At 56.8% G+C, this 15422-nt stretch carries 15 protein-coding genes; 6 read left to right on the top strand and 9 right to left on the bottom strand.

Annotated features, from left to right (window positions below; genetic code table 11):
• Positions 1-267: 267 nt before the first annotated feature.
• Positions 268-1887, top strand: a complete 1620-nt coding sequence (locus INF73_RS21140) for an ABC-F family ATP-binding cassette domain-containing protein (RefSeq protein WP_045260021.1) — start codon at positions 268-270, stop codon at positions 1885-1887.
• Between the two features lie 38 nt (positions 1888-1925).
• Here the strand turns inward: INF73_RS21140 and INF73_RS21145 are convergent, their stop codons facing one another.
• Entirely contained in the window at positions 1926-2213 is a 288-nt protein-coding gene (locus tag INF73_RS21145) for an HTH-type transcriptional regulator (protein WP_028015078.1), read from the bottom strand.
• A 331-nt stretch (positions 2214-2544) separates the two neighbouring features.
• Here INF73_RS21145 and INF73_RS21150 point away from each other — a divergent pair, with 331 nt between their 5' ends.
• Complete coding sequence (locus INF73_RS21150) at positions 2545-3255, top strand: DUF3053 domain-containing protein (RefSeq protein WP_059357109.1); 711 nt, start codon at positions 2545-2547, stop codon at positions 3253-3255.
• 246 nt (positions 3256-3501) lie between these two features.
• Positions 3502-3714: an RNA chaperone/antiterminator CspA gene (gene cspA / locus INF73_RS21155; protein ID WP_003860775.1), complete on the top strand. Its 213-nt coding sequence runs from the start codon at positions 3502-3504 to the stop codon at positions 3712-3714.
• Positions 3715-3773: 59 nt separating this feature from the next.
• Here the strand turns inward: cspA and ghrB are convergent, their stop codons facing one another.
• From ghrB to INF73_RS21185, 6 genes are all read right to left on the bottom strand, one after another.
• A complete protein-coding gene (ghrB, locus tag INF73_RS21160; RefSeq protein ID WP_193542758.1) occupies positions 3774-4748 on the bottom strand; it encodes a glyoxylate/hydroxypyruvate reductase GhrB in 975 nt (324 codons plus the stop codon).
• A 26-nt stretch (positions 4749-4774) separates the two neighbouring features.
• Positions 4775-6055 (bottom strand): MFS transporter, encoded by a 1281-nt coding sequence (locus INF73_RS21165; protein ID WP_028015081.1) that lies wholly within the window; start codon positions 6053-6055, stop codon positions 4775-4777.
• A 117-nt stretch (positions 6056-6172) separates the two neighbouring features.
• Complete coding sequence (locus tag INF73_RS21170; RefSeq protein WP_028015082.1) at positions 6173-7111, bottom strand: sugar kinase; 939 nt, start codon at positions 7109-7111, stop codon at positions 6173-6175.
• Between the two features lie 3 nt (positions 7112-7114).
• The gene (locus INF73_RS21175) at positions 7115-7864 is read right to left on the bottom strand and encodes a sugar phosphate isomerase/epimerase (protein WP_045260017.1); all 750 of its coding nucleotides are present in this window, start codon (positions 7862-7864) and stop codon (positions 7115-7117) included.
• Positions 7865-7967: 103 nt separating this feature from the next.
• The gene (locus INF73_RS21180) at positions 7968-8984 is read right to left on the bottom strand and encodes a LacI family DNA-binding transcriptional regulator (protein ID WP_028015084.1); all 1017 of its coding nucleotides are present in this window, start codon (positions 8982-8984) and stop codon (positions 7968-7970) included.
• Positions 8985-9098: 114 nt separating this feature from the next.
• Positions 9099-9761 carry an OmpA family lipoprotein gene (locus INF73_RS21185; RefSeq protein WP_008502762.1) on the bottom strand — a complete coding sequence of 221 codons (663 nt, stop codon included), beginning with the start codon at positions 9759-9761 and terminating at the stop codon, positions 9099-9101.
• 211 nt (positions 9762-9972) lie between these two features.
• On the opposite strand from INF73_RS21185, the gene INF73_RS21190 reads away from it, so the two are divergent.
• The gene (locus INF73_RS21190) at positions 9973-12252 is read left to right on the top strand and encodes a molybdopterin guanine dinucleotide-containing S/N-oxide reductase (protein WP_255518531.1); all 2280 of its coding nucleotides are present in this window, start codon (positions 9973-9975) and stop codon (positions 12250-12252) included.
• On the opposite strand, the gene INF73_RS21195 is transcribed toward INF73_RS21190, so the two are convergent.
• Positions 12215-12661, bottom strand: a complete 447-nt coding sequence (locus INF73_RS21195; RefSeq protein WP_041911602.1) for an N-acetyltransferase — start codon at positions 12659-12661, stop codon at positions 12215-12217. The genes INF73_RS21190 and INF73_RS21195 overlap by 38 nt on opposite strands.
• Positions 12639-13220: a DNA-3-methyladenine glycosylase I gene (gene tag / locus INF73_RS21200; RefSeq protein ID WP_028015087.1), complete on the bottom strand. Its 582-nt coding sequence runs from the start codon at positions 13218-13220 to the stop codon at positions 12639-12641. Before tag ends, INF73_RS21195 begins: the two co-directional genes overlap by 23 nt.
• Positions 13221-13380: 160 nt before the next feature.
• On the opposite strand from tag, the gene INF73_RS21205 reads away from it, so the two are divergent.
• A complete protein-coding gene (locus INF73_RS21205; protein ID WP_193542754.1) occupies positions 13381-13923 on the top strand; it encodes a lipase in 543 nt (180 codons plus the stop codon).
• A gap of 236 nt (positions 13924-14159) precedes the next feature.
• Positions 14160-15362, top strand: a complete 1203-nt coding sequence (locus INF73_RS21210) for an MFS transporter (protein WP_193051719.1) — start codon at positions 14160-14162, stop codon at positions 15360-15362.
• The last annotated feature ends 60 nt before the right edge of the window (positions 15363-15422 follow it).

The following is a 15422-nucleotide window of genomic DNA, read 5'->3' on the forward strand; positions in this document are numbered from 1 at the left end:
GTCCCCGGACTGTACACCCTCAAGGGAGAGGGGGCCGTCTGTGCAGGCAATATTTGGTGGGGATCCCTCAGCCCAAAGGGAGAGGGAGTACAAATCGTCCAAAATTTAACCTTGAAATGGTCAACCCATTACCGCTATCCTTACACCCGTTAACTTTCTTGCGCTGGAGCGCCCCCCAAAAATGAACAAACACGACTGATGAATTTCGATCCTTGCTAAACGCCACCGCGTCGGCAGGGGATGTTTTGATTTCATTCAGGAGTGCTTATGGCTCATTTTGCGCAGCCCCCTTCTTTTATTTTGCATCAGGTCACCTGTCAGTTTCCGACGGGAGATACCCTTTTTGGTCCGCTGAGTTTTTCTCTGGAGCCGTCTCTGTGCGCTCTGGTTGGCCGTAACGGCAGCGGGAAAACGCGTCTGCTGCGTCTGCTGGCGGGGCTTGATGAGCCTGCAAGTGGGCATATTGAACGTACCGGAACACATGTCTATGTGGCTCAGCAGCAGGACATTTTGCCGCACACGACGCTGGCTGAGCTGCTCGGGTACGAGGCCATCTTCGCGGCGCGAGCGCGTATCGACAGCGGCGATTACCAGCCTGACGATCTGGAAATGCTTGATGGATTCTGGGATTTAGCTGAACGTCTTGGCGAGGCGTTTGCCCGGGCGAAACTTCCGCCGTTTGATCCAGATAAGCCAGCCGGTGAGCTCAGCGGCGGCGAGCGTATTCGCGCGCTGCTGTGCGGGGCGTTTACGGCTGAAGCGGATTTCCTGCTGCTGGACGAACCGACTAACCATCTGGATCGACAAGGACGGGCGTGGTTCTACGACCAGCTTGCCCGTTATCAGGGCGGCGTGCTCGTCGCCTCCCATGACCGTGAGCTGCTGGCGCAGGTGCCGCGTATTCTTGAGCTGAGCAGCGGTGGCCTGCGCAGCTACGGCGGGAATTATGCGGATTATCAAACCCAGCGCGATGCCGAACAGCAGGCGGCCCGCGCGGCGCTGGAACATGCGGCCACGGAGCGCAAACGCACCCGCGCTCGTATGCAAAAAGAGCATGACGACAGCCAGCGGCGCTCGGCAAAAACATTACGCACCGTCGATACCCTGAATATCGCGTCGTTTGAACGCGTCAAATACAAAGGCGCGGCAAAGGAACGTATCGGCGCCTGGAAAAAACAGCACAGCGAGCAAAATGAAGCCCTGAATGCCGCGGTAAACAAGGCGCGTGAGCGGGTTGAAGAAGATAACCCGGTGATGTTTACCCTGCCGGGGAGTCAGATCCCGGAAGGTAAACAGGTGCTGGTGCTGGAAGATCTGGTGCTGCCGCATGTGCCTGTTCCTCCGCTTAGCTGGCGGATGGACGGGCCAATGCGCGTGGCGCTAAAAGGTCCGAACGGCTGCGGGAAATCGACGCTGTTGAAAGCCATCCTCGGCGACATTAGTCCACGCTCAGGAACCTGCAAGGTATCGGTCAGCTGTGCTTATCTCGATCAGCATCTTTCCCGGCTCGATCTGTCGCAGTCGGTCATGACGCACCTCAACCTGGGCAATACGCCCCTGGAAGAGGGTATGTTACGCACCCGTTTAGCCCAGCTTCAGTTGGGGGCCGACAAAGTCTCGCTCCCGCTGGCGGAACTGAGCGGCGGTGAGCGTCTGAAGGCTGCGCTGGCCTGCGTGCTTTGGCGCGGGGAGGCCACGCAGCTCCTGTTGCTGGATGAACCGACCAACCATCTGGATCTGGCTTCAGTGCAGGCTATTGAAGCGGCGCTGGCTGGTTTCCCCGGCGCGCTGCTTGTGGTGTCACACGATGATGCGTTTTTAAAAGGGTTAACGTTGACGCACGAGATGGTGTGGGAAGAGACGGGCTGGCGTTTCGAGAGCCTTTAAACACAAGCCCCCGCAGAGGCGGGGGCGTTCAAACTTTACTATGCTATCTGTTTGCTGAGTGCAGGGTTGGCCTGAATCAGGCGCATCAGCTTTAACTCGGTTGGGGTGGGTTTCTCTCGTTTTGACTCCCACTCCAGCACCATAGCCACGCTGACACCCATCGCTCTGGCGAATTCTTCAGTTTTCAGTCCTGTCCCTTTGCGCAATTGCTCATATTCTGTAAAGGGATTGGATTTTTGTTGCAGGGTAATGGCCTGCGGTACATCTTTAAAAACGATCTGTTCCAGACTGCTCAGCAGCTCAAACTCAGGATCTTTATATTCCATTGAGAACTCCTCTTAAATCTCACATCGTGATCAAGAACATCAGAGAGCCAATTAAGAATAGTCCCTAATACAAACCAAGGATCGTCACGGCTGTGATTAATCGTGCGGTAACGATCGCTTTACGCGATTCAGCTATCTGGATAGTTATGCTAATTCCCTGATTAACCATATGTCGGCTTCGCCAGGTATTTTTTTGTAAATAGTAAGAAATAAATCGGCAATAGTCGTTTTACATGAAAAGAGTATCTTGCAAGGCTGACCTGGACTATCCTTGTCAGCGTCGGGCACGCGTGTGCCGGTGTGCGCTTTTTTGGGTGAAAGGAGTAATAAAATGGCGACAGGAAAGTCCTGCTCTCGCTGGTTTGCGCCTATTGCGGCGTTGTTGATGGTTGTTAGCCTGAGTGGGTGTTTTGATAAAGAAGGCGATCAGCGCAAAGCGTTTATCGATTTTCTGCAGAATACAGTGATGCGCAGCGGCGAGCGGTTGCCGACGCTGACTGCGGATCAGAAAAAACAGTTTGGCCCCTTTGTGTCCGATTACGCCATTCTTTATGGGTATTCACAGCAGGTGAGCCAGGCGATGGACTCCGGTATCCGCCCGGTAGTGGATAGCGTGAACGCCATCCGCGTTCCCCAGGATTACATGACTCAGCGCGAGCCGCTGCGCCAGTCCAACGGTGCGCTCGGCGTGCTGAGCCAGCAGCTGCAAAATGCGAAAATGCAGGCTGACGCGTCACGTTCTGCGCTGAAGCAGGGCGACGATCTCAAACCGGTCTTCGACAAAGTGTATGAGAAAGTGGTGACCAAACCGTCTGAAGCACTGCAACCGTTGATTCCGGCTGCGCAAATCTTCACGCAGCAGCTGGTCCAGGTGGGTGACTTTATCGCCCAGCAGAATACGCAGGTGAGCTTTGTTGCCAACGGCATTCAGTTCCCGACTTCGCAGCAGGCAAGCCAGTACAATACGCTGATTGGGCCGCTGGCCGCCCAGCACCAGGCCTTTAGCCAGGCGTGGGGTGCAGCAGTCGCTGCCACAGAATAAACCGAAAAACCCCGCCTCAGGCGGGGTTTTTTTCAGCATTCAGAAAATAACGCTTGTCATTCCTCTACCACATCGGTATAACTGTTCGCGTCGGTTTGTTACACAGACCTAAAGCAGTTTAGTAAAGCAGTCCAGATTGTTATCCATAGATACCCTTCGTAGTGACCCTTCCTTCATCGCTTAAAAATCTGTAACGCAATCCATCAAGCCGGAAGGCACAATATATTTGTTAATAAGGTAATTTCTATGTCTGCTAAAATGACTGGTCTGGTTAAATGGTTCAACGCTGATAAAGGTTTCGGCTTCATCACTCCTGACGATGGCTCTAAAGACGTGTTCGTACACTTCTCTGCTATCCAGAACGATGGCTACAAATCTCTGGACGAAGGTCAGAAAGTTTCCTTCACCATCGAAAGCGGCGCTAAAGGCCCAGCAGCTGGTAACGTTGTAAGCCTGTAAGCTTCCAACCCAGTAGCACAAAATTCAAAAAACCCGCCTTCTGGCGGGTTTTTTCGTTTCTACTGTTGGATCTGCGGGTTAACGCAGTTCCTGTCTACTTTTCCAGCAAGCGCGGCTATCAGGTTATCTACTGCCGTCGCCGCCATATTGTAGCGCGTCTCGTGGGTAGCAGAGCCGATGTGTGGCAGGGCGACGACGTTTGGCATGCTCAGCAGCGGGGAATCCACCGGAAGCGGCTCCTGCTCAAACACGTCCAGACCCGCGGCGTGGATCTCGCCGTTTTGCAGCGCTTCAATCAGCGCCTGCTCATCCACCACCGGGCCGCGACCCGCGTTGATGAAGATGGCGGACTTCTTCATTTTTTCAAACGCGGATTTGCCAATCAGATGGCGCGTTTCATCCGTCAGCGGCAGGATCAGGCAAACAAAATCGGCTTCCTGCAGCAGCGTATCCAGCTCGCAGTAACGCGCGTTAAAGCGTTCTTCTGCTTCACTGTGATGACGGCGCGCGTTATACAGAATCGGCATGTTGAAGCCGAAATGCGCGCGCTGCGCCAGCGCCAGCCCGATACGTCCCATACCCACGATGCCCAGCGTTTTGCCATGCACATCCACGCCGAACCAGTCCGGCCCAATGCTTTTCGTCCATTCACCGGCTTTCACACGCTCGGCCACTTCCACCACGCGACGGGCCGTGCTGAGCACCAGCGCCATCAGCGTATCTGCCACGGTTTCCGTCAGGGCATGCGGCGTGTGCATCAGCAGGATTTTACGGGCGTTCAGGGCATCCACGTCGAAATTGTCATAACCCACGGAAACGGTTGAGGTAGCACGAAGCTTCGGCATTTTCTCCAGCAGGGCGACATCCACTCTTTCGCTTGAACCCAGCAGGCCTTCGGCGCTGGCGAACGCATCGGCGTGCTGCGCCACGGTCTCCGGGCTCAGGTTCTTCACCTGCGTAACGGTGAAGTGTTCTTCCAGGCGTTTCTGCAGATCTTCCGGCAGAGCTTTATACAAAATGACGGACGGCTTCATGCTAATCTCCGTTGATTTTTAAGGATTCAGGCGTGGCGTGCGCCGACGAGGTGCTGTTGATTATTAGCAGGCTTAACAATCAAAGTAAGCCACACGGAGGCGAAAAGCGCTACCCCCATAAAGATGTACGACGCGGATGGGCTGCCGGTCACACCGTTCAGATAGCCGACGAACCAGGATCCGCAGAATGACCCCAGCGCGCCCATACTGTTAATCAATGCCATTGCACCGCCCGCGACGTTACGCGGCAGCATTTCCGGGATGATGGCAAAAAACGGACCGTACGGGGCGTACATGGCGGCACCGGCAATCACCAGCAGGGTATAAGAGGCCCAGAAGTGATTCGCGCCCACCGCCCACGAGCCGATGAAGGCGAAAGCGGCAATCAGCAGCAGCGGCCAGACGAACAGCTTGCGGTTTTGCAGCTTGTCCGACGCCCAGGAGACAACGATCATCGCGATGGTCGCGGCGAGATACGGTACGGAAGAGAGCCAGCCCACTTCCACCATGCCAAGGTTCTCGCCGCCGCTGCGGATAATCGACGGCAGCCACAGCACAAACCCGTACACGCCGATACTCCAGGTAAAGTACTGCGCGCAGAGCAGGATAACGTTGCGGGAGCGGAACGCTTCGCCGTAGTTGCGTACCGCCTTCAGCCCCTGCTGCTCTTTATCCAGTTGCGCCTGCAGCGCGGCTTTTTCATCTTCGGAAAGCCACTTCGCCTGGGCAGGCTTATCTTTTACCAGCACCCACCAGCAGAATGCCCAGATAATTGCGGGTACCCCTTCGATGATAAACATCTCGCGCCAGCCGAAGGACTGGATCAGGTAGCCGGAGACTACCGACATCCACAGTACGGTGACCGGATTACCGAGAATCAGGAAGGTATTCGCGCGTGAACGTTCAGATTTGGTAAACCAGTTGCTTATGTAAATCAGCATCGCCGGCATGACCGCTGCCTCAACGACGCCGAGAATAAAGCGAATGGCGGCCAGGGCAGGAATATTGTTCACCACGCCGGTCAGTGACGCGCAGGCGCCCCACAGGATCAGACAGATGAAGATCAGCTTACGCACGCTGCGGCGTTCCGCGTAAATCGCGCCGGGGATCTGGAAGAAGAAGTAGCCCAGGAAGAAAAGGGCACCCAGCAGGGATGAAATACCTTTGGTTATGCCGAGGTCTTCGGTGATCCCCGCCGCGGACGCGAAGCTGAAGTTGGCACGATCGAGGTACGCCAGGCTGTACGTGATAAACACGATTGGCATGATGTACCACCAGCGTTTTACTGCATTGGTCGAACTGTTCATAGGCTTGCCTCTGTTGTTGAGGTTGTTACCGCCGTTGTCTGTAGGGTACACGGTGGCTTAATTATTTGGTGTGGCATGCTGCCCTCACCCTGGCCCTCTCCCACAGGGAGAGGGAATTTAAACGCCGAGCTCTGCTCGCGTTGGCAATCCTTCGCTGTCGCCCTGCACCTGAATCGCCAGCGAGCCAATCTTATTGCCCCGCGCGACGGCCTGCTGCAGCGGTTTGCCTTCCAGCAGGGCGCTAATGACGCCTACGGCAAAGCCATCGCCCGCGCCGACGGTGTCGACAACGTTCTCAACCTTCACCGCCGCGACCGCGCCCTGTTCGCCGTCTGCCGTTTTGAACCATGCGCCATCGGCGCCGGTCTTCAGCACCACCGCTTTTACCCCTTGATTCAGATAGAAATCAGCAATGCCTTCCGGCGTATTTTCACCCGTCAGAATCATCCCCTCCTTCAGGCCCGGCAGAACCCAGTCAGCCTGGAACGCCAGGCGGTTCAGCTTCTCGACCATTTCCGCTTCGCTTTTCCACAGCACCGGGCGCAAATTCGGATCGAAAGAGATAGTTTTGCCCAGCGACTTCATGGTCGTTGCCGCATGGTCCAGCAGTTCATAGGAACTGTCAGAGAGCGCCGCCGCCACGCCGCTCAGGTGCAGATGGCGCGCGGAGGCAAAATAGCCGGCGTGGTAATCTTCCGTTGAGAGATGGCTTGCCGCCGAACCTTTGCGGAAATACTCCACGATGGGATCGGTTCCATTTTCGACCTTCGATTTAAGCTGAAAGCCGGTAGGAAAGCGTCCGTCCAGGGTGACGCCTGCGGCATCAATATTCTCTTTTTTCAGCGAGTCGAGAACGAAATGGCCAAAGCTGTCATCCCCCACGCGGCTGACCCAGCCGACGTTCAGGCCGAGACGCGCCAGGCCGGTCGCGACGTTCAGCTCTGCGCCCGCTACGCGTTTGATAAAGTGCTCTACCGCGCTCAGTTCGCCCGTTTCGGTCGCGACAAACATCGCCATAGCCTCGCCGATCGTGATGGCATCCAGCGTTTTGTGCATGATTTACTCCTCGCGCAGCAGGTTGACGTAATGACGGGTAACTGCGGTTAAATCCGCCCCTTCCAGCGGGAACTCAATACCGCGCGGAGCATCTGCAGGCAGCTGGCCGAGCAGATCCAGCCAGCGCGCGTCTGCGCGGTCCGGCGCCACGGCGCGGAAGTTATCTTTATGCGGAACGGCGGCTTTAACGTGGATATAGCTCACCGCAGGGGCCAGGTGACGTGCGGCCTCTTCGGGGGAATCGCCGACCCACAGCCAGTTGCCCATGTCGAAGGTCAGCGTGACGGGCAACGCCATTTCCCGACAGGCGGCCTGGAAGCGCCGCATGGGCGCGAGCTGCCCGCAGTCGGTCTGATCGTTCTCCACAACAAGCGCCATACCGCTGGCATTCAGCAGGGCGCGCAGGGCGTCGAGAGGCTGTGTGTCGCTGAAATGGCCCAGGGAAACCTTCAGCCACAGGGCGTTAAGGGTGTTGGCCTCAGAGAGATAGCGGGGCAGGTCCGGATTAAGGGTGCCGTCGGGCATAAACAGGGCGGCGGGCGCGGAGTAGCACGCCAGCAGACCCATTAGCTCGATGGATTCGCTCAGTGCAGGCAGCGCCAGCAGCTCTTCGCTGTTAAAAAGTTCGCGGCGGATCTCCACGCCGTCTGCCCCTGCGCCTGCAATAACGGGGAGCATCGCCCGCTGACCGCCTGCCTGTCGCACCTGTTCCGCGCCATACGCGGCGGTGACCACCATGATTTTCCTGCCCATCTTCGGACTCCATCGCAACATATCAATACTATTACGCTAGATGGAACCGGTTCCAAAGAAAAGATCAGGATGTCGAATTTATGATCGCTATCACAAGGGGGAATTAACGGGCGGTGGAGCCGCGAACGATCAGCTCGCCGGAGAAGACCTGCTCGCGTACGGCATCGCGGGTACCTTCAATACGACGAATCACTTGTTCTACAGCGGCATAGCCAATCTGCCAGGTGGGTTGTTTAAGGGTCGTAATACCCACGCCAGCGAGCTCCGCCCACTCCAGCTCATCAAAGCCCAGCAGACCGATATCGCTGCCCCAGTGCAGGCCAATGCGCTTGAGCGAGCGGGCGACCTGAAGCGTCAGCGCCCCGTTGGCGGAGATAACGGCTTTGCGCATCCCGCGATGGCGGGTATGGAACTGGCGCAGGGTGTTGTCGATCTGGTCGGCTTCGTGAAGCGGCGTTTCGGCATTTTCGGCGATCGCTCCGGGATAACGCGCAAGCGTGGCGCGAAATGCCGCCAGGCGGTCGCGTCGGGTATTTACCATGCCCAGGGGTTCGCTCAGGAAAAGAATCGCTTCGAAGCCCTGTTCGATCAGGTGCTCGGTCGCGGTTGTGGCTGCCTGGGTGTTATCCAGCCCGACGACATCGCAGGCGAATTCCGGGATTTTACGGTCGATGAGGACCATGGGCAGGGAGGACTGCTGCAGGCGGTTCAGGCCCTCTTCACGCATGCCCACCGCGTTAACCACAATCCCTTCCACCTGGTAGCTGCGCAGCAGATCGAGGTAGTGCAGCTCCTGGTCGACTTCGTTGTTGGTATTACAGACCAGCGGCGTGAAGCCCTTCTCGCGGCAGGCGGCCTCGATACCGCTGAGGACGTTGACGGAGTAGGGGTTGGTGATATCGGCGATAATAAGGCCGATCAAACGGGTGCGACCGCGTTTGAGCCCGCGCGCCATCAGGCTGGGACGATAGTCGAGATCGGCAATGGCCTGTTCAATACGCGCCAGCAATGCGTCGGACAGCAGATGTTTCTCGCCGTTAAGGTAGCGCGAAATGCTGGTTTTACCGGTTTTGGCGGCTTTCGCCACGTCGCTGATGGTGGCCCGGGCTGGTTTGCTCATCGCTGATTTCCCTGAATTTAGTGAGAATACCTTAGCGGGAAAATCAACGATGGCAAGTGGTTCATGCCGGGGTGTGCGGTCTGTTGCCCTCACCCCGGCCCTCTCCCTCGGGGATTACTGAATCGGGCTCAACGTAATCTCTACGCGACGGTTTTGCGCTTTACCTTCCGCCGTGCTGTTGCTGGCGATAGGGTTGGCAGGGCCCATGCCGCTGGTGCGGATGCGGTTTGCTTCAACGCCCTGGGTTATCAGGGAGCTGGCCACGGAATCGGCACGCTGCTGAGACAGACGCATGTTCAGATCCTGGCTGCCGGTGCTGTCGGTGTAGCCAATCACGTTCACGGCGGTCTTGTTGTACTCTTTCAGCACCATCGCCACGCCGGTAAGGGTGTTCGCGCCCGCAGGTTTCAGCGTGGCGCTGCTGCTGTCAAAGGTCACGTTGTTCGGCATGTTCAGGATGATGTTATCGCCGCTGCGGGTGACGCTCACGCCGGTTCCCTTCATTTTGTCGCGCAGTTTCGCTTCCTGCACGTCCATGTAATAACCGACGCCGCCGCCCAGCGCCGCACCTGCCGCTGCGCCAATCAGCGCACCTTTGCCGCGGTCTTTCTTGGAGGAGGAGAGTGCCCCAACGCCTGCGCCGACCAGCGAGCCGATACCTGCGCCAATGCCGGATTTACCCGCTTCGCGCTCACCGGTGTAAGGGTTGGTTGTGCAGCCAGAAACAGCCAGTGCACCGCTCACCAGAGCGGCAATAACGAGTACGCGTTTTTTCATCTTCTTTCCTTAATCCTTTTTATTCTTTGCCACGGCGAGCGTGGCAGTTGATTATGACGTCCAGATACGGAGAAAATTCCGGGTATAACTCTGAAATTTGTGACAAACCATAAACGACCTCAACGAGAAGGCCGTAAACCTGCACGCAACCAGGAGCGCACGCTTGAGCACCTCAACAAAAACCATTCTGACCGCCGCCCACTGGGGGCCGATGCTGGTCGAAACCGATGGCGAAAATGTTTTGTCGTCCCGTGGGGCACTGCCAACACAACATCTCAATTCGTTACAGACCGTCGTACGCGATCAGGTGCACAGCAAAACGCGCGTGCGCTGGCCGATGGTGCGCAAAGGTTTTCTGGCCTCGCCGGATAAGCCGCAGGGGATCCGTGGTCAGGATGAGTTTGTTCGCGTGAGCTGGGACGATGCGCTGGCGCTGATCCATACGCAGCATAAGCGCATTCGCGACAGCTATGGCCCATCGTCCATTTTTGCCGGCTCCTATGGCTGGCGCTCGAACGGCGTGCTGCACAAGGCCTCGACCCTGCTGCAGCGCTACATGAGCCTGGCCGGGGGCTATACCGGTCATCTGGGAGACTATTCGACCGGCGCGGCGCAGGCGATCATGCCGTACGTCGTGGGTGGGAACGAAGTGTACCAGCAGCAGACCAGCTGGCCGCTGGTGCTGGAGCATACCGACGTGGTGGTGCTGTGGAGCGCCAACCCGCTGAACACGCTGAAAATTGCCTGGAATGCCAGCGACGAGCAGGGGATTGGGTATTTCGACGCGCTGCGCAAAAGCGGCAAACGCATCATCTGCATTGATCCGATGCGTTCTGAAACTATGGATTTCTTCGGCGACAGCGCCGAGTGGATTGCTCCTCATATGGGCACCGACGTGGCGATGATGCTGGGTATCGCCCATACGCTGGTGGAGAACGGCTGGCACGACCGCGATTTCCTCGCCCGGTGCACCTCCGGCTTCGACAAATTCGCCGACTACCTGACGGGCGAATCTGATGGGGTAGTGAAAACGGCAGAGTGGGCCGCGGAAATTTGTGGCGTTCCAGCCGCTAAAATCCGCGAACTGGCGGCACTGTTCCATAAAAATACCACGATGTTAATGTCCGGCTGGGGGATGCAGCGCCAGCAGTTCGGCGAGCAGAAACACTGGATGCTGGTGACGCTTGCCGCGATGCTAGGACAGATTGGTACGCCGGGCGGCGGTTTTGGTCTTTCCTATCACTTTGCGAACGGCGGTAACCCAACGCGTAAAGCGGCGGTGCTGGCGTCCCTGCAAGGCTCGGTGCAGGGCGGCGTGGATGCCGTGGATAAAATCCCGGTGGCGCGAATCGTTGAAGCCCTGGAAAATCCGGGCGGTTTTTATCAGCATAACGGTCTGGACCGCCACTTCCCGGACATTAAGTTTGTCTGGTGGGCGGGCGGGGCAAACTTCACGCACCATCAGGATACCAATCGCCTGATCCGCGCCTGGCAAAAGCCGGAGCTGGTGGTGATTTCCGAGTGCTTCTGGACCGCCTCGGCCAAACATGCCGATATCGTGCTGCCGGCGACCACGTCGTTTGAGCGTAACGATCTCACCATGACCGGCGATTACAGCAACCAGCATATGGTGCCGATGAAGCGCGTGGTGGCCCCGCGTGATGAAGCGCGTGATGATTTTGACGTGTTTGCTGAACTGAGCGAGCTCTGGGAAGCGGGCGGTCGCGAACGCTTTACCGAAGGGAAAAATGACCTTCAGTGGCTGGAGAGTTTCTACCAGATCGCCGGACAGCGTGGTGCGGCGCAGGGCGTGACGCTTCCGCCATTTGCTGAATTCTGGGAGGCGAACCAGATTCTCGAAATGCCGGAAAGCGAACAGAACGCCCGATTTGTCCGTTTCGCCGATTTCCGTCGCGACCCGGAAAACCATCCGCTGAAAACCGAGAGCGGCAAGATTGTGATCTACAGCGAGCGCATCGCCAGCTTTGGATATGCCGATTGTCCGCCACACCCTTCGTGGCTGGAGCCGGACGAGTGGCACGGCAACGCTCAGCCGGCGCAGCTGCAGGTGCTGTCTGCCCATCCGGCGCATCGTCTGCACAGTCAGCTTAACTACACCTCTCTGCGCGAGCAGTATGCGGTCGCCGGGCGGGAGCCAATTACGCTGAATACTTTAGACGCCAAAGCGCGTGGGATTGCGGACGGTGACGTGGTGCGCGTCTGGAACCAGCGTGGACAAGTGCTGGCAGGGGCGGTGGTCAGCGACGGGATTAAGCCAGGCGTGATCTGTATTCATCAGGGAGCCTGGCCCGACCTTGAGCCCACCGAAGGTGGGATCTGTAAAAACGGGGCGGTTAACGTGCTGACCAAAGATCTCCCCAGCTCGAAGCTGGGGAATGGTTGCGCAGGGAACACGGCGCTGGCCTGGGTCGAGAAATATGAGGGGCCCGAGCTTACCTTAACGGCGTTTGATCCGCCTGCCAGCTCATGATCCACGTCGGGTGCTGGGTATCATCCTGCCAGGCGCTGTCTTCAATGCGAAAGCCCTGAGCATGATAGAAATTCACCGCCCGGACGTTTTTCTGATACACCTCCAGGGTTAAGTGCGGGAAGCGCTGTTGAACATGGTTCAGCAGCGCGCGCCCGATGCCTTTTCCGATATACGCTGGCGTAACGAACAGCGCCCCCACAAACTGCGACTGTATGACGCTGATAAAACCGCGCGGCGTGCCGTTCTCCTCCCAGACCCAGGTTTCGGCGGCGGGAAGGTATTCATCCCGCACCAGCGCTTCGTTCGCTTTCCAGTAGGCGGCGTCGATAAACGGATGCGCCTCGGTGGTGCTCTCAAGCCACAGTCTCAGGAGCTGAGCGGTATTCTCACTGTGCCATTTGCGGATCATGGTTGCCCTCCGGGTGGCAGATGCAGCCCGTAATATGGTCATTGACCAGCCCGCAGGCTTGCATAAAGGAGTAACAGATGGTGGTGCCCACAAACTTGAAGCCGCGTTTTTTCAGCGCTTTCGACAGGGCATCCGAGGCAGGGGTCGAGGTTGGGATCTCTGCAAGCGTGGCGGCCCGCGTCACCTTCGGCTCGTTATCCACAAACGACCAGACAAATGCTGAGAAGGGTTCGCCGTTTTGCTCCATCGCCAGATAAGCCCTCGCGTTACCGATAATGGCCTGAATTTTACCGCGATGGCGGATGATACCGGGATTCAGAACCAGCCTTTCCACGTCGTCGTCGGTCATGGCGGCCACCGCAGCCGGATTGAACCGGTGGAAGGCATTGCGGTAGTTCTCACGCTTTTTCAGAACGGTGATCCACGACAGACCGGCCTGCTGGCCTTCAAGGCAAATCATTTCAAACAGTTTTTCACCGTCGGTTTCCGGTACGCCCCATTCCTTGTCGTGATAATCGATATAAAGCTGATCCTGGCTTACCCAACCGCAACGTTGCATAGGTCATCTCCCTTCCTGATACGATAAACGCAAAAATTTCAATCTGCCCGGCTTGACGTGTCTGCTAAAGAGACAATAGTTAATACAGGGCTATATGCCCCAATACCTCTTCGAACAATGACATATATCGCCGAACTCGGCTCTTTCTGGAGTCGCTTTGATGATGATAAAAAAAATCAGTGGTCGCCATGCTGCTTCTGGCCTGGTGGGCGTTTCAGCCTGCCTGCTTATATGTAACACCGTTTTTGCGTGGCAACAGGAATATATCGTTTCAGATGCACAAAGTAATACGACAGAACGCTATACATGGGACGCCGATCACCAACCTCGTTATGAAGATATTCTCGCGGAGCGTATTAACCATTCGCAGAATGCTGCGGGCTTTTCGCTGAACGACCCATCCGGTTCGGATGCGGAAACCGTTCTGAGCGTTGGCTGGAATTTTCCCGTGGCGGGGCATATCACAACCGGGCCGGTCATGGCGTGGCGCACAGATGGCACTCCACCCTCAACGGTAAATACGTTTAGTGATACAACCACCGCGCAGTCGCTTACCGAACCCCTCTGGCATGCCAGCGTGAACTCGCTGGGGTGGCGTGTTGATACCCAGTACGGCGATTTACACCCCTGGGCGAAGATCAGTTACAACCAGCAGTCGGAGGAAGAATATTTATATACCCTGGGCTTAAGCGCCAAATTTTAGGGTTGTTAGTTTTTTAAACGCTGCGGTAACATATTTAATACAATAACGGCGAGGGGTGTGGTGATAGTGGTCACTCACCTTTAAACGTTTTCTTCTCCGGCAAGGTCGTTCATTCCCGCTTCCAGGCATTTCATTCCGTTTCTCCTGCATTTCATGCCGTTTTACCCCTGGCGTTTTGGGGTTTTGTTTATCGTGTCCTCAGCGAACTTCCTTAATTTCTCTTGCAGGATACTGCCATGAACACCTCAACCTATAACCGCACGCGTTGGCTGACGCTATTCGGCACCATCATTACCCAGTTCGCACTGGGTTCGGTCTATACCTGGAGTCTGTTTAACAGCGCCTTGTCTGATAAGCTCGGCGCGCCGATAAGCCAGGTGGCATTCTCCTTCGGCTTGCTGAGTCTTGGATTAGCGATTTCCTCTTCCGTGGCGGGCAAACTTCAGGAACGCTTCGGCGTGAAGCGCGTGACCATGGCCTCCGGCATTCTGCTGGGCCTGGGCTTTTTCCTGACGGCGCATTCCAGCAACCTGATGATGCTGTGGCTGAGCGCCGGCGTGCTGGTGGGGCTGGCGGACGGCGCAGGTTACCTGCTGACGCTGTCGAACTGCGTGAAGTGGTTCCCGGAGCGTAAAGGCTTAATCTCCGCGTTTGCTATCGGCTCCTATGGCCTGGGCAGCCTTGGCTTTAAATTTATCGACTCTCAACTGCTGGCGTCCGTTGGCCTCGAAAAAACGTTCATGATCTGGGGCGCAATCGTGCTGGTGATGATTCTGTTCGGCGCCACGCTGATGAAAGATGCGCCGCAGCAGGAAGTGAAATCCGTTAATGGCGTGGTGGAAAATGATTTCACCCTCGCGCAGTCCATGCGTAAACCGCAGTACTGGATGCTGGCGGTGATGTTCCTGACGGCCTGCATGAGTGGTCTGTATGTTATTGGCGTGGCGAAAGATATCGCGCAGGGGATGGTAAAACTGGATGCCGCGACGGCGGCGAATGCGGTGACGGTCATCTCCATTGCTAACCTCTCGGGTCGTCTGGTGCTCGGTATCCTGTCTGACAAAATCGCCCGCATCCGCGTGATTACGCTGGGGCAGGTCATCTCTCTGGTAGGCATGGCGGCGCTGCTGTTTGCACCGCTGAACGAGGCGACCTTCTTTGCGGCGATTGCCTGCGTCGCCTTTAACTTCGGCGGCACCATTACCGTTTTCCCGTCGCTGGTAAGCGAGTTCTTCGGCCTGAACAATCTGGCGAAAAACTACGGCGTTATTTATCTCGGCTTCGGTATCGGCAGTATCTGCGGGTCGCTGATTGCCTCGCTGTTCGGTGGCTTCTACGTGACCTTCTGCGTGATATTTGCCTTGCTGATTATTTCCCTGGCGCTGTCCACGACGATTCGCCAGCCGCAGCGCGAGATGTTAAGCGAAGCGCATGCGTAACGCCTGATGCACCTGTTGTAAAAAAGCGCCCGAGGGCGCTTTTTTATTTAGCATAAAAAC

Source organism: Enterobacter cloacae complex sp. P6RS (assembly GCF_014982245.1).
GTDB classification, from domain to species: Bacteria; Pseudomonadota; Gammaproteobacteria; order Enterobacterales; family Enterobacteriaceae; genus Enterobacter; species Enterobacter bugandensis.

Bases quoted from the DNA above. Each gene is read 5' to 3' on its own strand.
- INF73_RS21140 (WP_045260021.1), top strand. From the start codon at position 268: ATGGCTCATTTTGCGCAGCCCCCTTCTTTTATTTTGCATCAGGTCACC.
- INF73_RS21145 (WP_028015078.1), bottom strand. From the start codon at position 2,213: ATGGAATATAAAGATCCTGAGTTTGAGCTGCTGAGCAGTCTGGAACAG.
- INF73_RS21150 (WP_059357109.1), top strand. From the start codon at position 2,545: ATGGCGACAGGAAAGTCCTGCTCTCGCTGGTTTGCGCCTATTGCGGCG.
- cspA (WP_003860775.1), top strand. From the start codon at position 3,502: ATGTCTGCTAAAATGACTGGTCTGGTTAAATGGTTCAACGCTGATAAA.
- ghrB (WP_193542758.1), bottom strand. From the start codon at position 4,748: ATGAAGCCGTCCGTCATTTTGTATAAAGCTCTGCCGGAAGATCTGCAG.
- INF73_RS21165 (WP_028015081.1), bottom strand. From the start codon at position 6,055: ATGAACAGTTCGACCAATGCAGTAAAACGCTGGTGGTACATCATGCCA.
- INF73_RS21170 (WP_028015082.1), bottom strand. From the start codon at position 7,111: ATGCACAAAACGCTGGATGCCATCACGATCGGCGAGGCTATGGCGATG.
- INF73_RS21175 (WP_045260017.1), bottom strand. From the start codon at position 7,864: ATGGGCAGGAAAATCATGGTGGTCACCGCCGCGTATGGCGCGGAACAG.
- INF73_RS21180 (WP_028015084.1), bottom strand. From the start codon at position 8,984: ATGAGCAAACCAGCCCGGGCCACCATCAGCGACGTGGCGAAAGCCGCC.
- INF73_RS21185 (WP_008502762.1), bottom strand. From the start codon at position 9,761: ATGAAAAAACGCGTACTCGTTATTGCCGCTCTGGTGAGCGGTGCACTG.
- INF73_RS21190 (WP_255518531.1), top strand. From the start codon at position 9,973: ATGCTGGTCGAAACCGATGGCGAAAATGTTTTGTCGTCCCGTGGGGCA.
- INF73_RS21195 (WP_041911602.1), bottom strand. From the start codon at position 12,661: ATGATCCGCAAATGGCACAGTGAGAATACCGCTCAGCTCCTGAGACTG.
- tag (WP_028015087.1), bottom strand. From the start codon at position 13,220: ATGCAACGTTGCGGTTGGGTAAGCCAGGATCAGCTTTATATCGATTAT.
- INF73_RS21205 (WP_193542754.1), top strand. From the start codon at position 13,381: ATGATGATAAAAAAAATCAGTGGTCGCCATGCTGCTTCTGGCCTGGTG.
- INF73_RS21210 (WP_193051719.1), top strand. From the start codon at position 14,160: ATGAACACCTCAACCTATAACCGCACGCGTTGGCTGACGCTATTCGGC.